At 74.1% G+C, this 22,544-nt stretch carries 19 protein-coding genes; 14 read left to right on the plus strand and 5 right to left on the minus strand.

What is annotated here, in order from left to right; all coding sequences use genetic code 11:
• The 6 genes from hisG to BXY45_RS15795 all read left to right on the plus strand — a co-directional run bounded on the left by hisG (window position 1) and on the right by BXY45_RS15795 (window position 6,719).
• On the plus strand, window positions 1-930 hold the full coding sequence (hisG, locus tag BXY45_RS15775; RefSeq protein WP_109775512.1) for an ATP phosphoribosyltransferase: 930 nt from the start codon (window positions 1-3) through the stop codon (window positions 928-930).
• Window positions 927-1,397 carry a PH domain-containing protein gene (locus BXY45_RS23885; RefSeq protein ID WP_211319625.1) on the plus strand — a complete coding sequence of 157 codons (471 nt, stop codon included), beginning with the start codon at window positions 927-929 and terminating at the stop codon, window positions 1,395-1,397. Before hisG ends, BXY45_RS23885 begins: the two co-directional genes overlap by 4 nt.
• Window positions 1,398-1,585: 188 nt before the next feature.
• Window positions 1,586-3,541, plus strand: coding sequence for a S53 family peptidase (locus tag BXY45_RS15785; RefSeq protein WP_109775471.1), 1,956 nt, complete (start codon window positions 1,586-1,588; stop codon window positions 3,539-3,541).
• Window positions 3,542-3,662: 121 nt separating this feature from the next.
• On the plus strand, window positions 3,663-4,889 hold the full coding sequence (locus tag BXY45_RS22955; RefSeq protein ID WP_119700385.1) for a hypothetical protein: 1,227 nt from the start codon (window positions 3,663-3,665) through the stop codon (window positions 4,887-4,889).
• Between the two features lie 22 nt (window positions 4,890-4,911).
• A complete protein-coding gene (locus tag BXY45_RS15790) occupies window positions 4,912-5,886 on the plus strand; it encodes an ABC transporter ATP-binding protein (RefSeq protein WP_211319626.1) in 975 nt (324 codons plus the stop codon).
• A gap of 11 nt (window positions 5,887-5,897) precedes the next feature.
• Window positions 5,898-6,719, plus strand: a complete 822-nt coding sequence (locus BXY45_RS15795; RefSeq protein WP_109775514.1) for a DUF2705 family protein — start codon at window positions 5,898-5,900, stop codon at window positions 6,717-6,719.
• Between the two features lie 97 nt (window positions 6,720-6,816).
• On the opposite strand, the gene BXY45_RS15800 is transcribed toward BXY45_RS15795, so the two are convergent.
• A complete protein-coding gene (locus tag BXY45_RS15800; protein WP_109775473.1) occupies window positions 6,817-7,683 on the minus strand; it encodes an esterase/lipase family protein in 867 nt (288 codons plus the stop codon).
• 89 nt (window positions 7,684-7,772) lie between these two features.
• Here BXY45_RS15800 and BXY45_RS15805 point away from each other — a divergent pair, with 89 nt between their 5' ends.
• The 3 genes from BXY45_RS15805 to BXY45_RS15815 all read left to right on the plus strand — a co-directional run bounded on the left by BXY45_RS15805 (window position 7,773) and on the right by BXY45_RS15815 (window position 11,733).
• Complete coding sequence (locus BXY45_RS15805; RefSeq protein ID WP_172601961.1) at window positions 7,773-9,242, plus strand: mechanosensitive ion channel family protein; 1,470 nt, start codon at window positions 7,773-7,775, stop codon at window positions 9,240-9,242.
• A gap of 185 nt (window positions 9,243-9,427) precedes the next feature.
• Window positions 9,428-10,519, plus strand: a complete 1,092-nt coding sequence (locus BXY45_RS15810) for a hypothetical protein (protein ID WP_170131556.1) — start codon at window positions 9,428-9,430, stop codon at window positions 10,517-10,519.
• A gap of 260 nt (window positions 10,520-10,779) precedes the next feature.
• Window positions 10,780-11,733: a hypothetical protein gene (locus BXY45_RS15815; RefSeq protein WP_109775475.1), complete on the plus strand. Its 954-nt coding sequence runs from the start codon at window positions 10,780-10,782 to the stop codon at window positions 11,731-11,733.
• Window positions 11,734-11,861: 128 nt separating this feature from the next.
• Here BXY45_RS15815 and BXY45_RS24595 read toward each other — a convergent pair whose 3' ends face one another.
• From BXY45_RS24595 to BXY45_RS15830, 3 genes are all read right to left on the minus strand, one after another.
• Complete coding sequence (locus tag BXY45_RS24595) at window positions 11,862-13,100, minus strand: Fic family protein (RefSeq protein WP_211319628.1); 1,239 nt, start codon at window positions 13,098-13,100, stop codon at window positions 11,862-11,864.
• Between the two features lie 122 nt (window positions 13,101-13,222).
• The gene (locus BXY45_RS15825) at window positions 13,223-14,329 is read right to left on the minus strand and encodes an FUSC family protein (protein WP_170131557.1); all 1,107 of its coding nucleotides are present in this window, start codon (window positions 14,327-14,329) and stop codon (window positions 13,223-13,225) included.
• A gap of 22 nt (window positions 14,330-14,351) precedes the next feature.
• Window positions 14,352-14,930: a nucleoside/nucleotide kinase family protein gene (locus BXY45_RS15830; RefSeq protein WP_109775477.1), complete on the minus strand. Its 579-nt coding sequence runs from the start codon at window positions 14,928-14,930 to the stop codon at window positions 14,352-14,354.
• Window positions 14,931-15,078: 148 nt separating this feature from the next.
• On the opposite strand from BXY45_RS15830, the gene BXY45_RS15835 reads away from it, so the two are divergent.
• The 3 genes from BXY45_RS15835 to hisF all read left to right on the plus strand — a co-directional run bounded on the left by BXY45_RS15835 (window position 15,079) and on the right by hisF (window position 17,818).
• Entirely contained in the window at window positions 15,079-15,717 is a 639-nt protein-coding gene (locus BXY45_RS15835; RefSeq protein ID WP_211319629.1) for an RNA polymerase sigma factor, read from the plus strand.
• Window positions 15,717-16,904: a hypothetical protein gene (locus tag BXY45_RS15840; protein ID WP_109775478.1), complete on the plus strand. Its 1,188-nt coding sequence runs from the start codon at window positions 15,717-15,719 to the stop codon at window positions 16,902-16,904. Before BXY45_RS15835 ends, BXY45_RS15840 begins: the two co-directional genes overlap by 1 nt.
• 131 nt (window positions 16,905-17,035) lie before the next feature.
• Window positions 17,036-17,818 (plus strand): imidazole glycerol phosphate synthase subunit HisF, encoded by a 783-nt coding sequence (hisF, locus tag BXY45_RS15845; protein WP_109775518.1) that lies wholly within the window; start codon window positions 17,036-17,038, stop codon window positions 17,816-17,818.
• A 76-nt stretch (window positions 17,819-17,894) separates the two neighbouring features.
• Here hisF and BXY45_RS15850 read toward each other — a convergent pair whose 3' ends face one another.
• Complete coding sequence (locus tag BXY45_RS15850; protein WP_109775479.1) at window positions 17,895-18,578, minus strand: TIGR03085 family metal-binding protein; 684 nt, start codon at window positions 18,576-18,578, stop codon at window positions 17,895-17,897.
• A 111-nt stretch (window positions 18,579-18,689) separates the two neighbouring features.
• On the opposite strand from BXY45_RS15850, the gene BXY45_RS15855 reads away from it, so the two are divergent.
• Entirely contained in the window at window positions 18,690-20,630 is a 1,941-nt protein-coding gene (locus tag BXY45_RS15855) for an ABC transporter ATP-binding protein (RefSeq protein WP_109775480.1), read from the plus strand.
• Window positions 20,627-22,450 carry an ABC transporter ATP-binding protein gene (locus BXY45_RS15860; protein ID WP_109775481.1) on the plus strand — a complete coding sequence of 608 codons (1,824 nt, stop codon included), beginning with the start codon at window positions 20,627-20,629 and terminating at the stop codon, window positions 22,448-22,450. The genes BXY45_RS15855 and BXY45_RS15860 overlap by 4 nt, the downstream gene beginning before the upstream one ends.
• The last annotated feature ends 94 nt before the right edge of the window (window positions 22,451-22,544 follow it).

Consider the following 22,544-nt stretch of genomic DNA (forward strand, 5'->3'; position numbering starts at 1 on the left):
ATGACCAGCCCCCTGCCCCACGCCGCCAGCTCCGCGGCGAGCGCAGCAGCCACCGCGCCGCTGCGGATCGCCGTCCCCAACAAGGGATCGCTGTCCGAGCCGGCGGCGCAGCTCCTGCGCGAAGCCGGGTACGCCACCCGCCGTGAGGGCCGCGAGCTCGTGCTCGCCGACCCCGAGAACGGGGCCGAGTTCTTCTTCCTGCGCCCGCGCGACATCGCCGTGTACGTCGGCTCGGGCACCCTCGACGTCGGCATCACCGGCCGCGACCTGCTGCTCGACTCCCGCGCGGAGGCCGAGGAGGTCATGCAGCTGGGCTTCGGCGCGTCCACGTTCCGCTTCGCGGGGCCGGCGTCGCAGGTGGCCGGCGGGCTCGACGTCGCCGGCCTGCAGGGTCAGCGCGTGGCCACCAGCTACCCCGGTCTCGTGGCCGACCACCTCGCGGCGGCCGGCGTCAGCGCGTCGGTGGTGCGGCTAGACGGCGCCGTCGAGACCGCGGTGCAGCTGGGCGTGGCCGACGCCATCGCCGACGTCGTCGAGACCGGCTCCACGCTGCGCTCGGCAGGCCTGGCCGTCTTCGGCGAGCCGATCCTGCGCTCGGAGGCCGTCGTCATCACGCGCCGCTCGATCGAGGCCGGCGGAGGGCCGGTGCGCCCCGCCGGGCTCGACGTGCTGCTGCGGCGCATCCAGGGCGTGCTCGTGGCCCGGCAGTACGTCATGGTCGACTACGACGTCCCGCGCGAGCACCTCGACGCCGCCTGCGCGCTGACCCCCGGGCTCGAGTCACCGACGGTGGCACCCCTGGCGGACCCGGCGTGGGCCGCGGTGCGCGCCATGGTGCCTCGGGCGACCACCAACAGGGTCATGGACGAGCTGTACGACCTCGGCGCCCGCGCCATCCTCGTCACGACGATCCACGCCTGCCGGCTGTGACGCCGCCCTCGGCGTCGTCGTCCTCTTCGTCGTTCGACGACGACGACGTCGCGCGGCTGCATGCGCCGTTCCGCCCCGTGCGGGGCCGGCTGGTGGCCCGGGTGCTCGGCGTGGTCGCGGTGGTGCTGTTCACGGTGCTGGCGCTGTTCGTCGTCGGGCAGACGCTGTGGGACCGGGTCGCGTTCGTCGTCACGGGGTTGCTCGTCATGGCGTTCTGCGAGATGCAGGCCCGCGTGGTCGCCATCCCGGACGAGCGCGGCCTGTACGTGCGCAACCTCGTGAACCGTCGGCGGCTGGAGTGGGCGGAGGTCGTGGGGGTCTCCTTCGGAGGGGGGCGCCCGTGGGTGCAGCTCGACCTCGCCGACGGCGACACGCTCGCCGTCATGGGCGTCCAGCGGTCCGACGGCGAGCGCGGCCGGGTCGAAGCGGATCGTCTCGCCACCCTCGTTGCCCTGCACAGCCGCTGACGAGCCCGCTGCGGTGACGCAGGGGTTGCGCTGACAGGGCGAAACACCGCGTGGTCCGGTGTCCGGTGGCAACCGGTGTTGGGCAACCGGGCCCGCGTGAGGTCACGTCGGTCTAGCGTCGGCGATCTCCCAGCGGTGGCTGCGGCGGTCCGCCGCAGTCACCGCTCCAGCCTGTCCGAAGGAGTGCGGTGCGCATATCGGAGCTCGCCCCCCGGCGGTGGACGACCAGAGCGGCAGCGGTCACTGCCGTCCTCCTCACCATCGCCCTGACCGGCCTCTCGACCGGCTTCGTCGCCGGGCCCGCCCAGGCCGCTGACCGCACGGCGTTCCCCGACGCGAAGCCCGCGTGGGCCACCGCGGCCTCGGACGCCGGTGCTGCACCGGCCGACACATCGGTGGAGGGCTACCTGGCGCTGCCGCTCCGGGACGCCGCCGGTGCCCGCGCCCTCGCCGTCGCCGTGTCGACACCGACTTCCGCCCGGTACGGCCAGTTCGTCTCGGCCCAGCAGTGGATCTCGACCTATGCACCGACGCAGACCACCGTCGACGTCGTGACGGCGCTCCTGCGGGCCTACGGGATGACCGTCACCGCGGTGCCCGCCAGCCGTACCTACGTCGTCTTCCGCGGCCCCGCCGACAAGGTCAACCGGTTGTTCGGCACGTCGCTGCGGCAGTACCGCGTCGACGGCGACACGGTGACCGCACCCTCCAGCACCCCGTCGCTGCCATCCTCCGTCGGCGCGCTCGTGAGCTCGGTGAGCCTGTCCGGTGGCGCGCTGAAGGCCCGGCCGGGTGCCCTGTCACCGGGGCGGGAGAAGCCGGCATCGTTCGCGCGAGCCGGGCAGGCGGCGCCCGCGCAGCAGGTGCCCTGCTCGGACTTCTGGGGCCAGCGGTCCTTCACCGCTCCGCGGGCCTACGGGCGCACGTCGTTCCCGACCAACATCTGCGGGTACACCGCGGCCCAGATGCGGGCGGTGTCCGGAACCGTCCCCGGGGACGGCGCCGGCCAGACCGTGGCCATCGTCGACGCGTACGCCTCGCCGACCGTCGTCGCCGACAGCAACAAGCTGTTCGCCGCGCAGGGCGAGCCCGGCATCAGCGGGCTGTACTCGGAGATCGGCGTCGACAGGTCGACCTTCACCGACCAGGAGGCCTGCCAGGGGGAGGAGGCGTGGCAGGGGGAGCAGTCCCTCGACGTCCAGGCCGTCCACGCGGTCGCGCCGAAGGCGCGCATCGTCTACTCCGCCGGCGCGAACTGCGGCGCTGGGCTGTACATCGCCGTCTCGCGGGTGCTCGACACCCAGGCGGCGTCGGTGATCTCGAACAGCTGGGGCATCCCGGAGCAGTACCTCGTGTCCGCTGACCGGGCCATCTACGACTACCAGGGCTGGCAGGCCGCCGCCCAGGGCATCGGTCTGTACGCCTCCAGCGGTGACGACGGCGACGAGACCATCAACGACATCCCCAAGCAGGTCGGCTTCCCTGCGGCGCACCCGTTCTGGACGGCCGTGGGCGGCACCTCGGTGGGCGTCGACGCCTCAGGGCGTATCGCCGTCGAGACCGGCTGGGGCAACGCGCGGTCCGTCATCACGGGGACGGCCTATGACCCGGCGCCGCCCGGCGACTTCTACGCCGGTGCCGGTGGCGGCACCGGGACGATCTACCGCGAGCCCGACTGGCAGCGCGGCGTGGTGCCCGACGCCATCTCGCGCGGCTACCGCGCGGTACCGGACATCGCCAACATCGCCGACCCGTACACGGGCTTCCTCACCGGGTACACCCCGATCCTCGAGGACGGGTCGACCGCCACGGGGGAGTACGAGGCCTATCCCACCGGGGGGACGTCCCTGGCGTCGCCGATGGTCGCCGCCCAGGTCGCCGCGGTGCAGGGGCGTATCGGCGCGCGCGTCGGGTTCGCCAGCCCCGCGATCTACCAGCTTGCCAAGGTGGCTCCCTCCGTGGTCCGCGACGTCAAGGCGCCTGCGGGCACGCTCGCGCTGGCGTCGTTCTCGCCCAGCAAGCAGGCCAACGTCCTGGTCACCCTCGACCGCGACTCCTCCCTGCGGACGACGAACGGCTGGGACGCGGTGACGGGTCTCGGGGTGCTGCCGCTGGACTCCTGGCAGCGCCTCGCGCAGCGGTAACCGCTCACCCCTCCGTGACGATCAAGGACGTTGTGCACGGTCACTGTCACGGTCACTGTGCACAACGTCCTTGATCGTCGCGAGGGGGGCGGCTGTCAGGGACGGCACGTACGGTGGCTAGGTGCCCGCTGCTCCTCACCGCCGGGCCGCGGGGCTGCGATGGGTCGTCGTCGTCCTGGGGACGGTGCTGCTCGTGACGGCAGCGCTCGTCGGACGACCGGCGTGGAGCGCCGGTGGTGGCGACGGCCCTGAGGGAGGCGATGCGGGTGGGGACGGCGTCACCCGGGTCCTCGCCCGGGCCGCCGCATCGGCGTCCGTCCCGTTCACCGGCACCGCCACGAGCAGCGGCGCCCTCGGCCTGCCCGACTTGCCGCGCCTCGGCGATGTCGCCGCGCTGGTGGGAGAGAGCACCCGCACCCGGACGTGGTGGGCCGGCGAGGGGACGTGGCGCACCGATGTCCTGACGGCCACCGGCGAGCGCGGCCAGTACGCCTCCGGCGGGCAGCTGACCGGGTGGGACTACGAGCGAGACGCGATCACGGTGGACGCCCCGCTGTCGGGCGCCCGACTGCCGCGCGCCTCCGACCTGTTGCCGCCGACGCTGGCGCGTTCGCTCCTGGCCGGCGCCACCCCTGAGCAGCTCGTCGAGCAGGGCGCCACCGACATCGGGGAGCGGGTGGTCGCCGGGCGCCTCGCCGACGGCGTCCGGCTGCGCACGACCCCCACCGCGGAGCAGCCGGATGCGTCCCGCCTCTCCACGCTCGACCACGCCGACGTCTGGGTCGACCGGGCCACCGGGCTGCCGCTCGCCGTCGACGTGGTCGACATCGTCGGGGGTCCGGTCGTCTCGGCGGCCTTCGACGACGTCGCCCTCGGCGCGCCCAACCCCGCCGCCCTCGTCGTCCCCGACCCTCCGGGCGCCAGCGTCCGGACCGCCGAGGTCGACGTCGCCGCCGGCGCCGCGACCGCCGCGCCCTGGGCACTGCCCGACCAGCTGGCCGGGCTGCCCGCCCTGCAGGACCCACTCAGCACGGGAGCCGTCGCCTACGGCACGGGGCTGCTGCGGCTGGCGGTGGTGTCGCTGCCCGCCGAGCAGGGCCGGCAGGCGCTGTTCGCCGCGGAGGCGGCCGGCGCGGACCCCCTCGACCCAGCAGACGACGCCTCCACCCCCGCCGCCCGGACCGCGCTCGTGCGGGCGGGAGCGCTGAGCGCCGCGATCGTCGTCGTCCCCGATGGGGAGGGTCGGCGGGAGAGGCGGGCCTACCTCGTCTCCGGCGCGGTGCAGCCCGAGCTGCTTACCCGCGCCGCCGCCCAGCTGGTCACCGAGCCCCCGGAGCGCCGCCCGTGACGCACCCAGGAGCGATCCACCCGTGAGCGACCTCGCCGTCCAGACGCAAGGCCTGACCAAGCGCTTCGGCCGGGTCCAGGCCGTCACCGACGTCGACCTTCGCGTCACCGAGGGAGACCGGTACGGCTTCCTCGGGCCCAACGGCTCCGGCAAGACGGCCACCGTCCGGATGCTGCTCGGCCTCGTGCTCCCCACGGCCGGGCGCGTGCGCGTGCTCGGCGGACGGGTCCCGCAGGACGCCGCCCGCGTGCTGCCGCAGGTCGGTGCCATGGTGGAGGGGCCAGCAGCTATCGGGCACCTGAGCGGGCGCGCCAACCTGCGGCTGCTCGACGCCGCCGTCCCCACCCCGGGCGGGCGTCGCACCCGGCGCCGCCGCGTGGAGGACGCGCTGGAGGCCCTCGGTCTGGCGCAGGTGGGCCGCCGGCCGGTCCGCGCCTACTCCCTCGGGATGCGCCAGCGGCTGGGCATCGCCTCCGCGCTGGTGCGCCGCCCGCGCCTGCTCGTCCTCGACGAGCCGACCAACGGCCTCGACCCGCAGGGCATCGCCCTCGTCACCGACCTGCTGCTGCAGCTTTCCGCGCAGGGCACCACGCTGCTCGTCTCCAGCCACCTGCTCTCCGAGGTCGAGCACCTGTGCACGCGCGTGGGGGTCATGGACCGGGGCCACCTCGTGGTCCAGGACGACGTCGACGCCCTGCGCGCCCCCACCGGCAGGCTGCTCGTGACCCTGGCCGTCAGAGATCAGGACGACGACGACGGCGCGCGGGCCGCTGCGCTGGCCGGTCAGCTGCTCGGGTCCCGCCTGCTGGAGAGCCCCGTCCCCGCGCCCGACCCCGGGGCGGCCGGCGTGCGGCTCGTGGTCGCTGACGCCGGAGACGTCGTCGGTGACCTGGTGCGCGGCGGCCTCGCCGTCCGCGAGGCCGTGGTGGAGCGGCGCACGCTCACCGATGTCGTCCTGTCCCGCACCACGGCGGTCGGAGAAGGGATGGGCGCGTGAGGCTGGCAGCGCTGACCGGCGTCGAGCTGCGCAAGCTCGCCCTGCGGCCCCGCACGTGGGTCTCGGTGGGGCTGCTGTGCGCGCTGCCCGTGGTGGTTGCGGCATTTCTCGGTACGAGCGAGCTGGCGCCCCGGCCCGGGCAGGGTCCGGCGTTCCTGTCGGCGGTGCTCGGCAACGGCCAGCTGTACCCGGCGGCGGCGCTGGGCATCGTCGTCCCGATCTTTCTGCCGGTGGCGGTCTGCGTGGTCGCCGGAGACGCCATCGCGGGGGAGGCGCAGGCCGGCACGCTGCGCTACCTGCTCGTGCGGCCCGTCGGCCGGACCCGCCTGCTCGTGGCGAAGCTGTTCGCGGTGCTCGCCTTCACGCTGGGCGCCGTCGTCGCCGTCGCCCTGGTGTCCTTCGTGGCGGGTACCCAGCTCCTGGGCACCCGTCCCGATGCCCTCGGCACGACGACGGCGTCGCTGTCCGGGACGTCGCTGTCCCCGCAGGAGCTGCTCGTGCGGACGCTGCTGGTGATGGCGTACGTGTCGGTGTCGATGCTCGGGGTGGCAGCGCTGGCGCTGCTGCTCTCGACGCTCGTTGACTCACCGCTGGTCGCGGCGCTGGGTGGCCTGGCGCTCCTCGTCGCGAGCACGGTGCTCGTGGGGCTGGATGCGGCGTCGGCGATCCACGACCTGCTGCCCACGCGGTACTGGCTGGCGTGGGTGGACCTGTTCAGGGACCCGATCCTGTGGACCGACGTGCGGCGCGGCGTGCTCATGCAGCTCGGGTGGGCGGGCGTGCTGCTCGCGGCGGCGTGGGCGTCGTTCACCACCCGCGACATCACCAGCTGACCTCTGGATGGTGGCGCTCATTCGCATGATCGTCGGGGACGGTCCAGTGCCGACGCCACGCCCCACCCCTCCCCGACGATCATGCGGCTGAGCGCCACTACTGGGTGAGGAGGGCGCGCCCGCGGGTGGTGAGGGCGTCGCAGTCCGACGAGGACGGCGCCCCCTCGAGCACCGCCCCGTCGAGCGCCGCGTCTACCACGCCCACCGCCAGCGGATCCCTCACGAGGCCACCGTGGTCGACGCGCGCTCCCGAGCACACCCGCTGCAACTCGATGCCGACGGCGCCCCGTAGCGAGGAAGCATCCGCCGGCGGCACCACCACCTGGTCCGAGGTCGACCACACGCTCGTCCAGCGGGTGCCGTCACCGGGGATCTCCGGAAGTGTCCGGAGCAAGCTGCTGCCGGGCGACAACTGCTGGCACGCCTCCGGGCAGTCCTGCGGGGCGTTCACCGCCGCGAAGCGCGCCAGGTCCGTTCCCTGGTGCGGGCTGCCGAGCGTCACCACTCGGCGCACCGGCTCGTCAGCTCCGTCGCCGGCCAGCCACAGCCGCGCCACCACACCACCGGCCGAGTAGCCGACCACGTCCACCGACGGCGCCCCCGCCTCCAGCGCCTCGGTCGCCGCCCGCTGCAGGGCGTCGGCCTGGTCGGCGAGGTCACCGGTGCCGTCACCGACCGCCGCAACCACCTGCACCTGACGCCCCGCGCGCTCCAGGGCCCCGGCGAGCACCTGCACCCCGCTCGTGCTCCCGCCGTACCCGGGCACGAGCAGCACCGTGCCCGGTACCGACTGGTCGGCCGGTCCGGCGGAGCCGCTCGCGCCGCGCCCGCGCCCGCCGTCGTCGTCGTCCCCGAGAATCCCGGCGAGGGAGGCGGGGCCGCCCAGCAGCAGCGCCCCGGCCCCCAGCACGACGACGACGAGGAGCCCGAGCAGGGTCATCATCAGTCGGCGTTGAGGTGCCATCCAGCGAGCGTGCACGACAGCGGGGTCTTCTGCGACAGTGGATGCACCGCCTGCACCACCCGCCCCAGACCTGGAGGCCCCCGCCAGTCATGCCCAACGTCTTCGACTTCCTCGCCCCCCTCTTCATCGGCGACGGCGCCGCTGGGACCACCCCCCTCACCGGGTTCCAAGCGCTGCAGCTCGTCGCCATCGCGGCGGGCGCGGCGATCGGGGCGCTGGTGCTGGGCATGGTCATCCACGCCGTCGTGCTGCGCATCGGCAACACGTCCATGGTGGCGCGCACGCTCGCCGCGCGGCTCAAGGGACCGTTCCGCTGGATCCTCGTGACGCTGGCCGCGCAGCAGGTGTTCGTGCGCTCCACCGGCAACGACGGCTGGCTCTCCGCGGTCCGGACCGTGCTGCTGCTCGCCGTCATCGCCTGCGTCGGCTGGCTGCTGGCCAAGGTCGTGCTGGTCATCGAGGACCTGCTCCTCGAGAAGTTCCGGGTGGACGTGGCCGACAACCGCCACGCGCGCCGGATCCGCACCCAGATCATCTTCCTGCGGCGGATCGCGCTGCTGGTCATCGCGCTGCTCACCGTCGGCGCGATGCTCTGGACCTTCCCCGAGGCCCGCGTGGTCGGCACCGGCATCTTCGCCTCCGCGGGCCTGCTGTCCGTGGTCGCGGGCCTGGCCGCGCAGAGCTCGCTGAGCAACGTCTTCGCGGGGCTCCAGCTGGCGTTCACCGACGCGCTGCGCGTCGACGACGTCGTCGTGGTCGAGGGGGAGTGGGGGCGCATCGAGGAGATCACCCTCACCTACGTCGTCGTCCACATCTGGGACGACCGCCGCCTCGTGCTCCCCTCGACATACTTCACCTCCACCCCGTTCCAGCACTGGACCCGCAAGGACTCCCAACTGCTCGGGGTGGTGCTGTTCGAGGTCGACTGGCGTACCGACTTCGACGCCATGCGCGAAGAGATGCACCGCGTGGTCGAGGCCGACGAGCTGTGGGACCGCCGCGTGGCGGTGCTGCAGGTCACCGATGCCGTGGGCAGCTTCGTGCAGGTGCGCATCCTCGTCTCGGCGCAGGACGGGCCGACCGCCTTCGACCTGCGCTGCCACGTGCGGGAGGCGATGGTCCGCTGGCTCGTCGCGTACAACCCCGAGGGGCTGCCCCGCGTGCGGCTCACCGGCGTCGGCGCGGAGGAGGCCGCGCAGGCGGCGCTGGTCTCGGGCGCCGAGGAGCGCGTCCCCGCGAAGGGCGCGCACGACCCGAAGGCCCCGCGCCGCGTGCCCGGGCCGGCGACCCCCGCCACCGTCGTCCTGCCGCCGGTGCAGGTGCCGGACCGGCGCGACGACTCCCTCTTCACCGGCTCGATGGAGGCCATCGAGCGGTCGAAGGCGTTCGCGGGGCCGAGCGAGGCTGAGCAGGCCGACCGCGTCGAGCGCCTCCTGCGCGAGGAGCGCGAGCGCATCGAGGCCGAGGAGCGCGACGCGATCCGGCGCCGGTTCCGCGAGGAGCCGGACCCGTCGCTGACCACGTCCGTGCTGCCCGCCGTCCCCGAGAAGCGCCGCTGACCCCCTCCCGCCGTGATCATGGACGTCCGCCACCCTCCGGTCGTGATCATGGGCTTCCGGAACGGCCCGGCGTCGGCGTTGCAAGACGATGACGGCGCGCCGCCGCCCTGCAACGCCGAGCGCTGCGGCAGCGTCTGACCGGTGATCGCCGCGACGCGCGGCGGCGACCGGAGGGTGTGGTGCACGTGTGGCGTTCCAGGGCAGGGGCGGTCGGGCTCGCGGCAGCGACGGCACTGACAGCGGTGGTGCTCGCGGGGTGCGGAGGAACCCCGCTGGCGCAGCCCGCGCCGGACGCCGGCAGCGGCTCGCCGTCGTCGTCCTCGTCACCCGAGCAGAGCGCACCGCTGTGGCCCGATGCGGCACGCACCGTGGCGATCACCCCGAAGGGCGAGCGCCCGCCGATGCCCGCACCGGACGAGGCCGAGCTGCAGGACCTCACCTCCTTCGCGGCCCAGGAGGGGATGACCGTGGAGGCGATGGTCCGGGAACAGCAGGACGTCAGGGCGTTCCACGACTGGGTGGCCTCGACCGTGAGGCCGATCCTCGGTGACAGGTACTCCGAGGCCCGCCCGGAGATGGAGGGCGACCCGGCGTGGATCGGGTTCACCGGTGACGTGCCGCCCGAGCTCGTCGCGGCCGCGGAGGCCTTCTACCTGCCGATGGAACTGCGCGGCGGAGCGCTGCTGACGGAGGCGGAAGCTGACCGGGTGCGGTCCGTCGGCACCGACGCCTTCGCCGCGGCAGCGCCGAAGGGCTTCGGGTGGAGCGGGAGCCTCGACACCCCCACTGCGACGTTCACCTACAGCGGCATCCCCGCCGAGCAGTGGCAGGGCGGTGACGAGGTGAAGGCCGCCGTGGTCGCAGCAGCCGCGAAGGCGCTGGGCCGCGACGCGCCGTTCCGCGTCGAGGTCGAGCTGGACGACCGCGACCCGAAGACCACCGAGCCGGCTTTCTGGTACCTACCCGCAGGCTGGACCGCCGACCCGACGGCCACGAGCATCGAAGTGACCGTCGACTCCCCGCAGTGTGCGAGCGGGGTCAACCCCGGGGAGCGGATGGCTCCACCGCAGGTGGAGGTCACGGACACCCAGGTTCGGATCGCCGTGTCGACGTACATCCTCAAGGGACCGCAAACCTGTCCCGGGCACGGCACGGCCCCGCTCGTGGTCGAGCTCGGTCAGCCGCTGGGCGACCGGACGCTCGTGGACGTCAACGGGGCCTTGCGCGAGGGCCGGTCCGCTCCGAGCGACGGCCTCGTGGCACCTGCAGCCGGTTGAGGACGACGACGGCGCGGCGCCGCCCTGCAACGCCGGGCGCTGCGGCAGCGTCTGACGAGTGATCGCCGCGACGCGCGGCGGCGAGCGCGGAGGGCGGTGGCCAGGTGCGGCACTTCAGGGCGCGGACGGTGGGGTTGGCGGCTGGAGCGGCGCTGGTGGCGGTCCTGCTGGCCGGCTGCGGGGGCGCGACGCAGCCAGCTCCACCTGGTGGGTCGCCGTCGTCGTCCTCCTCCTCTGCGGGACAGGTCGAAGCAGGCCAGGTGGCCGCGGTCTGGCCCGTCGCTGAACTGACGCTGGTCACCACGCCGAAGGGCGTGCGGGCACCGGTGACGCAGGCCTCCATCGACCAGCGTCCCGACCTCGCCTGGTGGGTCGAGCACGAGGGGATGACCCTCGAGGAAGCCGCCCGGGAGTCGATGGACCAGGACGCTTTCAACCCCTTCGCGGAGCAGGCGCCGCAGCTTCTCGGAGACCGCTACTCCGCGCTGGCCTACGGCGACCCCGAGGACGACGCCGTCTTGCCGTGGGTCGCGTATACCGGTGAGGAGCCGCCACCTGCGGAGCTCGTCGCGCTCGCGGAGCAGCTGCCGTACCCGGTGGAGCTGCGGGGTGGCGCCGTCATGTCCGAGGCCGAGCGCGAGCGTGCCCAGTCGGCTGGTCTCGACGCGTTCGCAGCCGACGTCGGTGCGGACAACTGGGGCGGCGGGCTGGACGCCCCGACGGGCCACTACGCGATCAGCTACGTACCCGACGGCGCGAAGAAGCGCGCCGACGATGCCACGGCGGCCGCCATGGTCGCGGCCACGCTGGAGGTGCTGGGGCGGCGGGCACCGATCACCGTCGAGTTCGGTGCGGACGACCGAGACCCGAAGACCACCGAACCGGCCACGTGGTTCCTGCCGGCGGGGTTCGTGCCCGATCCCGCGGCCACGAGCGTCGAGGTGCTCGTCGAGGAGCGGGGCTGCACCAGCGGGCAGGGTGCCGCGGGGAACATGGCAGAGCCGCAGGTCGAGGTGACGGCCACCCAGGTGCGGATCGCGGTGTCGACGTACATCCGCAAGGGCAACCAGAGTTGCCCCGGCCACCCGCTGGCGCCGCTGGTGGTCGAGCTCGGGCAGCCGCTGCGGGACCGCCAGCTGGTGGACGTCAACGGCCGCATCGACGACGACATCACCGGGCCGGGCGCAGACGTCGTGGCGCCACCTGCCGGCTGAGGGCCACGACGGGGGCGGGAGCCCGTGACGTCGGACGTGCAGAACCCGGCTCCAGGGCAGCATCTGGGCCTGTCAGCGGACTTCTGCACGTCCGTCTGCACACCCGGCTGTCACGCCCCGCGGCCCTGTCAGCTGGCGGAGCGCCGCCCGGCCCGGGCAGCGAACGCGTCCAGCGCCGCCAGCACCTCGTCGGCCTGCCACAGCCGGCCCCGGTCACGTCCGGTCGTCTCCCGCACCACTCCCGCTTCCACCAGCGGCGCGAGCGGGCGGGCGGCGTTGGCAGGGGAAAGGCCCAGCTCGCGGGCGATGGTGGCGCTGTCGACCACTGGCTGCCGCAGCAGCAGGTCGGCCAGGCGCCACGCCGCGGAGTCGCGGCGGGCCACCACCACGTCGTCCCACCGCGCCCGCACCGACCGCAGCTCGGCGGCCAGCTGCCGCCCGTTCACCACGGCCGCCAGCGCACTCCGGGACATCACCTCGACGATCGGGTCGACCTCGCCGCCGCGGTACGCCGTCAGCGCGTCGAAGTACCCGCCCACGTCCGTGAGCAGCCCCGCGGACACGGGCACCGTCACCCGTCGCGCCAGCCCCCGCCGCCGGAGGAGCGCGTGCACGAGCGCCCGCCCGGTGCGGCCGTTGCCGTCCGCGAACGGGTGGACGGTCTCGAACTGCGCATGCGCCAGCGCCGTGTGCACGAGCACCTGCACGTCGCCGCGGGCGCTGAACGCGACCAGGTCGTCGATGAGCGCCGGCACGTCCTCGTGGTGCGGTGGCACGAACTCCGCGCCGTGCGGTCCGTACGTGTCTCCGCCGATCCACACCTGCTCGCTGCGCCACCGCCCCGCGATCGACGGCGCGCTGGCCTCCAGCAGCGCCCGCTGCATCGCCAGCAGCGCGTCAGCGGTGAGGTCGTCGGCCAGCGCCAACGCCGCCTGCATCGACCTGACGTTCCCCAGGACCAGCTCGGCGTTCCGCGTCGCTCCACCGCCCAGCTCGGCCACGGCGATCGCCCGCGCCCCCGACGTCAACCCCTCGATCTGCGACGACGACGCCGACTCGCTGCGCAGCAGCAGGAACGGCAGTGGCCCCGACCCGTCGTCGTCGTCCGGTCCCGCCGCGCCCACCGCCTGCTCCGCGTCGAAGCGCGCGACCTCCGCGGCCGCCTCCTCCGCCAGCGCCGCCGCGCCCGACGAGACCGCAGGCGTGGCCTCCGCGATGAACGGCACCACCGCTGCTGCGTACGGACCCTGGTGAAGCTCGCGGATCGAGCGCGGCACGAGGTCGGGCGGCAGGGTCGGCGTCCACGGCACCTCGCGGCTGCCCAGCTTCGGCCAGGCCACCGCGCTCGCGGCTCGATCTGACGGCACGTTCGGACGTTACCTTCACTTCCACTGCTAAGTGATGGTTGCGGCGCGGTGTGTCATCACTTCACCGACCAGACCGACCAGACCGACCAGACCGACCAGACCGACCAGACCGAAGGGCTGCGTCAGCCGAAGTTCTCCCCCACCCGGACCGGCACCCTCTCGCGCGCGGCCGCGTTGTCGAGTCCGGCGACCATGAGCAGGTCGACCACCACCGAGCGCACCTGGGCCAGCACCACGTCACTGGACAGCGACGAGCGCGGCACCAGCACAGACGCTTGACCCACCGCCGAGAGCGCCTCCACCGCCCCCTCCCGAGACCGGCCGGGCGCGAGGTCCTCGGCGAGGCGCAGCGAGGCGGCCGCCAGCTGGTCGACCAGGTCCAGCAGCTCCTCGGGCACCACCTCGAGCCTGTCGGTGGCCACCCACAGCCGCCGGGCGAGCACACGGACGTTGCGCAGGGCGCGGTCGAGGGGCACGGCCATGGCGCTGACCGAACGGGTCTGGGCGGTGTGCCGGCGGCGGAACGGCGACAGCCGTGCGGCGTCGAGGCCCTCCGCGGCGGCGGCGCGCAGCCCGTCGAGCCGCTCCTGGGTGCCCCGAGCGTGGGTGAGGGCGTCGCGGGCGCGGTCGGCGTCGCCGTCGCGAGCCGCTGCCGAGGCCTCCAGCAGCAGGTCCGCCAGGGTGCTCACCAGTTCCCGGGCGAGCTTGAGCGGACGCTGCAGCTGCCGGGTGGGTACGAGCGTCGCGAGGGCCAGCGCCACCGCGCCACCCACGACGGCGTCGAGCCACCTGTCGACGATCGCGCCCGTCGTCGGCGGGTGCACCAGCGTCACGAACACGCCCTGCACCGCGATCTGGTTGATCATGAGGGTGCCGGCACGCAGGACGATCGCCACCGCCATCCCCAACCCGATGACCAGCGCCACCTGCCACGGACCGGAGCCGAACACGCGGACCAGCAGGTCGCCGACGGCCACCCCGATGGCCACGCCAACCACCACCTCGCCGACGCGGCGGATGCGGTTGCCGTAGGAGACGCCCAGGCCGAGCACCGCAGCGATCGGCGCGAAGATCGGCTGCGTGTGGCCCAGCACCTGCGAAGCGATGAACAGCGCGGTGGCAGCGCCGAAGGCGCACAGCGCGATGTGGGGCGCGTGCACCCGCAGCCGCTGCAGGCGGCTCCCCGCCTCGGCGCGCAGGCTCTTGCCCAGACCGGTGCTCTCGCCCACGCGGTCCATCCTGCCGGGCGGGTCAGGTCCGCAGCAGGAGGTCCGCGCGCTCCCGCGTGCCCTCCGCGGCGAACAGCACCCGCTCCTGCGCCGCCCACCGTTCCCAGTGCGGCCGGTACGCCTCGCCGTCGCGCTCGATGCCGCGTCGCATGCGCTCGTCGTCGTCGGCCTCCACCCACACCAGGGCGGTCAGGTGAGGTGCGCACGGACGCGACCCGCATCCCACCCCTTCGAGGACGACGACGGCGGCCGCGGGCACCGGCACCTGCTCCGCCCACGTGTGCGCCACCCAGTCCCAGCGGCGGAACGCGGCCGGCGTGCCGGCGGTCAGGGGTTCGAGCACCTGGGCGGTCACCAGGCCCACGGACTCGGCGAGCCCGTCCCAGCCCGGGTAGAGGTCGTCCATGTGCACCTCGGTGGTGCTGACTCCACGCGCCCGCAGCGCTGTCGCCACCACTCCGGCAAGCGTCGTCTTGCCCGACCCGCTGGGGCCGTCGATGGCCAGGACGCGCACCCCGCCCGGCCCGGCGGGTCGCCCCAGCACCAGCTCCACGACCCGCTCGGCGATGTCCGCGGCGGCCGGGTCGGTGAGCTCGGGCACCCGGTCACGCTAGCCACCCCACCCTCTCTCCGTGATCATGGGCCTCCGCCACCTTCCGGCCGTGATCGTGGGCGTCCGAAGGACAACGCCCTGTAAGAACGCCCCGCGGGACGGAACTACCCGGGTGTCCCCGACGAGAGGAACCCCGGTGCACGTCCCTCCTGGCGCCAGCCCACCCGACCCCGCCGAGCGTCTCACCCGGCTCTACCGGGAGCACGCCCCGCGGGTGCTCGGCTTCCTGCTGCGCCGCGGAGCCGCTGACGCGGCACCGGATCTGCTCAGCGAGGTCTTCGCGACGGCGTGGCGACGCGTGCACGACGTCCCCGAGCCAGCCCTGCCGTGGCTGCTGGGTGTGGCCCGCAACACCCTCGCGCACCACTGGCGCTCCCAGGGGCAGCAGGCGGCCCTCGCGCTGAGCGCCGCGCACGCGGCAGCCGGTGACCACCGCCTCCACCGCGGCGGGGACGGCCGAGCCGACGTCTCTGACACCGTCGCCGAGCGCAGCGCCGTCGTCACGGCCCTCGCCGGCCTCAGCGACGAAGACCGCGAGGTGCTCCTCCTCGTCGGCTGGGACGGACTCAGCTCGTCAGAGGCGGCAGCGGTGTTCGGCTGCGCACCCGGAGCGTTCGCCGTCCGCCTCCACCGGGCCCGGCGCCGGCTGGAGCGAGCACTTGACCCACCCGCCTGGTCAGCACCGCCGCCACCACCGCGTCCCCGTCACGCCGCCGCGCCTGCCCACACGACCACCCGCACCCCTGCCCGCCCGCTCGCCCTCGAGGAGTCCTGATGTCCGCGCCCACCCCGCTGCCCTCCGACCACCTCGACCCGCACGACCCCGTGCTGCTGCGCCTCCGGTCTGCTCGTCCTGATGTCGACGACGACGTCGCCGCGCTGCTGGCCGAGGACGGCGACGCGCTGCTCGCCGCCGTCTTCGCAGGTCACGGGCCCGAGACGTCGACCGCCGAGCAGCAGCCCGCCCCGCGCCTGCGCCCCCGCTTACGGCGCGCCCCGTTGAAGAGGGCGCCCAGGAGCCGCCGCACCCTGGCCATGGCGCTGGCGCTCGCGGCGGTCACCGCCACGGGCGTGGTGCTGGCCGCGGAGGCACTGCGCCCGGCGCCGAGCGGTTCGATGGCCGTCAGCCCGCCGTCGTCGTCCTCTCCGGTGTTGAGCGAGGGCGAGGGCACCGTCCCGGTGACCACCGACACCCGCGCCGCCGCGACCGCGCCGGCCGGTGCGGTGCTGCTCGAGCTCGCCTCGGTGGCCCTGGCGCAGCCGGGGGCCACCACTGGAGGCCAGGTCGTCTACACGGACACGACCTCGCAGGTGCGGGTAGGTCAGAACGGGGAGCTCCTCGGCACGCAGCGGAGCCAGCTGTGGTGGGCTCCCGACGGGGCCGGCAAGGAGATCCTCACCAGCACCGGCGGTGACCTCAGCAACGGCACCACGACCTGGCGCGCGGGGGAGCGCCCCGAGGGGGAGCAGCAGACGGTCCTGGACGAGCTGGGCGGACCCGCCGGCGTCCCCACCGACCCGACTGCCCTGGCGCGCCAGGTGGCCGGGGCCGCAGCCACGATGCCGTTGATGGTCGGCAACGACGGTGAGGGCACCGTCACCGACACCGAGATGCGCCTCCTGACGGGACTCCTGCGGTCTCCCCAGCTGAGCGCCGAGCAGAGGTCGACGGTATTCACGGCCATGGCGGCGCGTTCCGACGTCGGGCTGCTCGGCGAGCACACCGACCCGCAGGGGCGTACGGGCACTGCGATCGAGTTCACCCTGCACAACGGCGGGGTGTGGCGGGAGACGCTGACCTTCGACCCGCAGCGGGCGGTGCTGCTGGCGTGGGAGAGCACCCTGGTGGACCGAGGCACGATGGCGGAGTCGCTGGCTCGGATCCCGCTCGGCCCTTGGACGAGTGAGGTCTACTCCGCTACCGGGATGGTCGCGGACGTCGGTGACATCCCTGCCCACTGACCCGGTGAGCGCCGTCCAGGCGGGAGACCTCCGCCACCCTCCTCCGTGATCATGGACGTCCGCCACCCGGTGGGCCGTAGAGGTGGCGGATGTCCATGATCACGGAGAGTGGGGACCTAGGCTGGGCCGACGTGAGCCTGGCCGTGCGCGTGATCCCCTGCCTCGATGTCGACGCCGGCCGCGTCGTCAAGGGCGTCAACTTCCGCGAACTGCGCGACGCCGGAGACCCCGTGGAGCTGGCCGCTCGCTACGACGCCCAAGGCGCCGACGAGCTGGTCTTCCTCGACGTCACAGCCTCCTCCGGTGACCGCGAGACGACGTACGACGTCGTGCGTCGCACCGCAGAGCAGGTCTTCATCCCGCTCACCGTGGGCGGCGGGGTCCGCAGCCCCGAGGACGTCGACAGGCTGCTCCGTGCCGGTGCTGACAAGGTCGGCGTCAACACCGCCGCCATCGCCCGCCCGGAGCTGGTCCGCGAGATCGCGGAGCGGTTCGGGAGCCAGGTGCTCGTCGTCTCGCTCGACGCGCGACGTGTTCCTCAGGGCTCGCAGCCGGCTGGTTCACCAGCGTCAGGCTACGAAGTCACCACGCATGGCGGCCGCCGCGGCACCGGCATCGACGCCGTCGAGTGGGCCGAGCGGGTCGCGGAACTGGGCGCAGGGGAGCTGCTGCTCAACTCCATGGACGCCGACGGCACCAAGGCGGGGTTCGACCTGGAGATGCTCACCGCCGTGCGCGCCCGCGTCGGCGTGCCGGTGATCGCCAGCGGCGGCGCCGGGGCCGTGGAGCACTTCGCGCCCGCGGTGGCCGCCGGGGCCGACGCGGTGCTGGCGGCGAGCGTCTTCCACTTCGGGCAGATGACCATCGGCGACGTCAAGGCGTCGCTGGCGGAGGCTGGCCACCCCGTCCGCTGACCCCCCCCGAGCGTGATCATGGGAGTCCGCCACCCTCCGAGCTCGCAGGGTGGCGGAGGCCCATGATCACGGAGGGTCAGAGCTGCTGGACCACGGCGGAGAACTCGGCGACGGCGTCCGTCGGGCCGCTGATCTCCACCTGCGCCGCCCCGCGGCGGCCGGTGGCGTGCAGCACCAGCTCCTCCACCTCACCGGTGAGCACCACCTGGCGGTCTCGTCGCACCGCCACGACCTGCGGCCCGGCCGGCACCACGAGCGCGACGCCTACGGGTGAGCGGCGGTAGGCCAGCCTCGCCACCGCACGCAGGCTGCGCCACAGCGCCTCGCGCTGCCCCGGGCGCAGCTCCTCGGCGGAGGCCGGGTCGGTGGGGTCCCACGACGGCGCGGCGCGGCGCAGGTCCTGCCCGTGCACGTAGAACTCCAGCCCGTTGGCGAGGGCCTCGAGCTGCGGCAGCGCCTGCGGCGTCCACCGCGGTGGACCGGACCGGAACCGCTGCACGAGCTCGGCGAAGGGCAGCGAGCGCAGCTGGGCCTCGACGACGTCGGCGTGAGCGACGGCGCGCGCCAGCACCGGCGGGACGGCACTGCGAGCCTCGAGTCGCTCCGACAGCTGCCGCGGTACGAAAGCATCGGGCCGTCCGTCGCGCACCACGAGGTGCACGGCGAGCTCGCGGGCGTCCCAGCCTTCGCACAGCGTGGGAGCGTCGGGTCCCGCCTCGAGCAGCAGGTCGGTGAGGTGAGCGCGGTCGGGCCCTGTCACCCGATCATTGTTCCCCGCATCGCGCTCCGTGGCAGCGCGAGGTGCCTCGCGGGCCCCGATGTCGGTGGCTCGTGTTTCGATTCATCGAGTGAGCGTGCGAGCGGTGTTCCTGTGAGTTCGAGTGGCACTTTCCTGCCCGGTCTGAAAATCCTCGCCCGCGGCGCTCGTGAGGAGCCCCGCCTGTTCGCCGGGGCGGTGCTCGGCAGCGTCGTCTACGGCGTGGGCACCGCGGGGAGCGGCTGGCTGGTCGGTCGCATCACCGAAGACGTCGTCGTCCCCGCCCTGACCTCCGGCTCGCAACGCACCGTCACCACGGGTGACGTGTGGCTCGCCGGGGCCGCGCTGCTCGCCGTCGCCCTGGTCACCGTGGGTGGGGTGCTCCTGCGGCGCATCTTCGCCGGCGCAGCCATGTACGGCCTGCAGGCCCGCTACCGCCGGGCCCTGGCCCGCCGTTACCTCGACCTGCCGCTGAGCTGGCACCACTCCCACCCCGCGGGGCGGCTGCTGGCCACGGCCGCCTCCGACGTCGAGGCGACCTGGCAGGCCATGGCCATCCTTCCCTTCGCGCTGGGCGTCGTCGTCCTCATCGGGGTCGCTGGACCGGCCATGGTCGCGGCGGATCCTGTGCTCGGGGGCATCGGGCTGGTCGTCGTCCCGGCCCTGGTGGTGGCCAACGCCGCGTACTCGCGCGTGATGTCGCCCAAGGTCCGGCGCGTGCAGCGCCTGCGCGGGGAGGTCTCCGCCGTCGCGCACGAGAGCTTCGAGGGCGCGCTCGTCGTGAAGACCCTCGGCCTGGCGGACGGCGAGGTCGCCCGGTTCTCCGAGCACGCCGCGCGCCTGCGCGACGCCAACATCGCCGCGGGCCGCACCCGCGGGGCGTTCGACCCGGTCATCGAGGCGCTCCCGCAGCTCGGCACGCTGCTCGTGCTGGCGGTGGGCGCAGCCCGCGCGGCGAGCGGCTCCGCCGACGTCGGCGACATCGTCCAGGTCGCCTACATGCTGAGCCTGCTCGCCTTCCCGGTGCGGGCCATCGGCTGGACCCTCGCCGAGTTGCCCCGCACCGTTGCCGGTGACGCGCGCCTGCAGGCGGTGCTGCGGGAGAGCGCCACGACACCGTGGGGCACGCTGCGCGCGGACCGGACCGCTAGCCCGGCAGCGCCCTCCGCGCGGGGTGTGGAGTACCACCACCCCGTGCCCGTCCCCGATCCCACCGATGAGGACGACGACGACGACGCGCGCCGCCGAGCCGCGGCCGCTGCGCCTGCTCTTGGGCGGTCCAGAGCGGCGAGGCCCGTGCTGTCGGGCGTCCACCTCGACCTCACCGCCGGCACCACCACCGCGCTGGTCGGCGGCACGGGCTCGGGCAAGTCGACATTGGCGGGGCTGCTCGTGCGCCTCGTCGACCCGACGTCCGGGCAGGTGCTGCTCGACGGTGTCGACGTGCGCGAGCTTGCCGAGGGGGAGCTGGCCGGCGTTGCGGCCCTCGTACCGCAGGCGACGTTCGTCTTCGACGACACCGTCCGCGGCAACGTCGCGCTCGGCCTGGAGGTCACCGACGACGACGTGTGGGCCGCTTTGCGCCTGGCCCAGGCCGACGGCTTCGTGGCGTCCCTGCCCGACGGCCTCGACACGCGCGTGGGGGAGCGCGGGACGACCCTGTCCGGTGGCCAGCGCCAGCGGCTGGCGCTCGCTCGCGCGCTCGTGCGGCGCCCGCGCCTGCTCGTCCTCGACGACGCCACCTCCGCACTCGACCCCGCCGTCGAGCGCGCCGTGCTCGACGGGCTCGGCGCCTCGTTCGACGGCGGGCAGGGCACCACCGTGCTGGTGGTCGCCTCCCGCCCGGCGACCATCGCCCTGGCCGACGAGGTCGTGCACCTCGAACGCGGCCGCGTGGTCGACCGGGGCACCGCCGAGGAGTTGCTCCAGCGTGACGAGGGCTACCGCGAGCTGGTCTCGGCCTACGCCCGGGCTGCGCGGCAGCGTGCCGCCGAGTCCATGAGCAGCGAGAACATGAGCAGTAAGAGCATGACCGGCGAGGGGAGCCGCGCGTGAGCACCGCAACCGCCTCTCCCGGCGCCCCGGCGTCGTCGTCGGCTGCGGTGCCGTCCCCGACGACACCCAAGCCCCAGGGGGTGATCGCCCGTGCCCGCGAGCTCGCGCCCGAGGTCGCTCAGGGGCTGGGACTCACCCTCGTGTTCGCGAGCGTCACCACGCTGGGCCGCATCGTTGTGCCGGTAGCGGTGCAGCAGACCATCGACTCGGGCCTGCGCGCGCCGGGAGGGGTGGACGCCGGGCGGGTCGCCGTCATCACCGTGGCCGCCGCCGTCGTCGTCCTGCTCACCATGGGCACCTCGTGGCTGGTGAACTACCGGCTCTTCCGCGCCACCGAGGCGGGTCTGGCGAGCCTGCGGACGCGGGCGTTCGCGCACGTGCACCGGCTCGCCGTGCTGACCCAGGGCGGGGAGCGGCGCGGGTCGCTGGTCAGCCGCGTCACCTCCGACGTCGACACCATCTCCACGTTCCTGCAGACCGGCATGGTGGTGCTGGTCCTGTCCATCGGACAGCTGGTGCTCGCGACGGTGCTGATGTTCGTCTACTCCTGGCAGCTGGCGCTGCTCGTGCTGGCGTGCTTCGTGCCGGTGCTGCTGCTGCGCGAGCGACTGCAGCGACCGGTGACACGCGCCTACCAGCAGGTGCGGTTGCGGATGGGCGAGCTGCTGGGGGCTGTGTCCGAAACCGTGGTCGGCGCCGACGTCATCCGCGCGCACGCCGCGTCAGCGCGCAGCTGGCGGGCGGTCGACGCCGCCGTCGAGGCCCACCGCAAGCAGGCCGTCACGGCGCAGGTGGCGACAGCGGCGACGTTCTCGGTCGGCGTCTTCGTGTCCGGGCTCGTGCTGGCGCTCGTCGTGGTGGCCGGGACGCTGCTGGGGGTCGACGGCGACATCACGCTCGGGCGGCTGCTGGCCTTCCTCTTCATCATCGGGCTGTTCGTCATGCCGGTACAGGCCGCCACCGAGGTGCTCAACGAGCTGCAGAACGCACTCGCCGGGTGGCGTCGCGTGGTGGAGCTCATCGACACCCCGGTCGTGGTGCCCGACCCGTCACCGACGGACGCGGTGGAACTGCCGGCCGGGCCCGTCGAGGTACGGCTGGAGGGCGTCGGCTACACCTATCCGGGCACGTCGCGGAAGGTGCTCTCCGACGTCGACCTCGTGCTGCCGGCCGGTTCCCGCATCGCCGTCGTGGGGGAGACAGGATCGGGCAAGACGACGTTGGCGCGGCTCGTCACACGGCTCGTGGATCCCGATGTCGGTCGCGTGCTGCTGTCCGGCGTCGACGCGCGCCGGGTGCCCGAGGCCTCGCTGCACCGCCGCGTGGTCGCGGTGCCGCAGGAGGGATTTCTGTTCGACAGCACCGTGGGCGAGAACATCCGGCTCGGGCGGCCCGACGCCACCGACGACGACGCGGTCGCCGCTCTGTCCGACCTGGGGCTCAGCCGCTGGCTGGAGCAGTTGCCCGACGGGCTGGAGACACCCGTCGGGCAGCGCGGTGAGCGGCTCAGCGCGGGGGAGCGTCAGCTCGTCGCGCTCGCGCGGGCGCACCTGGCCGACCCGGACCTGCTCGTGCTCGACGAGGCGACCTCATCGGTCGACCCCGCCACTGAGGTGCGGCTGCAACGCGCGCTGGAGCACGTGCTCAGCGGGCGGACGTCCGTGGCGATCGCGCACCGGCTGTCGACGGCGGAGGCGGCGGACGTCGTCGTCGTGGTCGACTCCGGCCGCGTGGTGGAGGTGGGGCCGGCCTCCGAGCTGGCCCACGCCGGTGGCCCGTATTCGCGGCTGCACGCCGCCTGGACCGCGCAGCACGTCTGACCCGACTCGTCTCCCGGGCTTCCCCGCACCGCGCTTTTCCGCACTTGCCGAGCAAAGTGCGCCAAAGGCACCCCTCCTTCTCGCACTTGCCGCG

It is taken from the genome of Quadrisphaera granulorum (assembly GCF_003149145.1).
In the GTDB taxonomy this organism is placed as follows: domain Bacteria; phylum Actinomycetota; class Actinomycetes; order Actinomycetales; family Quadrisphaeraceae; genus Quadrisphaera; species Quadrisphaera granulorum.

What these genes read in the sequence shown, in the direction of transcription:
- BXY45_RS15840 (WP_109775478.1), top strand. Translation starts at nt 15,717, where the DNA reads ATGTCCGCGCCCACCCCGCTGCCCTCCGACCACCTCGACCCGCACGAC.
- BXY45_RS15800 (WP_109775473.1), bottom strand. Translation starts at nt 7,683, where the DNA reads ATGGCACCTCAACGCCGACTGATGATGACCCTGCTCGGGCTCCTCGTC.
- BXY45_RS15805 (WP_172601961.1), top strand. Translation starts at nt 7,773, where the DNA reads ATGCCCAACGTCTTCGACTTCCTCGCCCCCCTCTTCATCGGCGACGGC.
- hisG (WP_109775512.1), top strand. Translation starts at nt 1, where the DNA reads ATGACCAGCCCCCTGCCCCACGCCGCCAGCTCCGCGGCGAGCGCAGCA.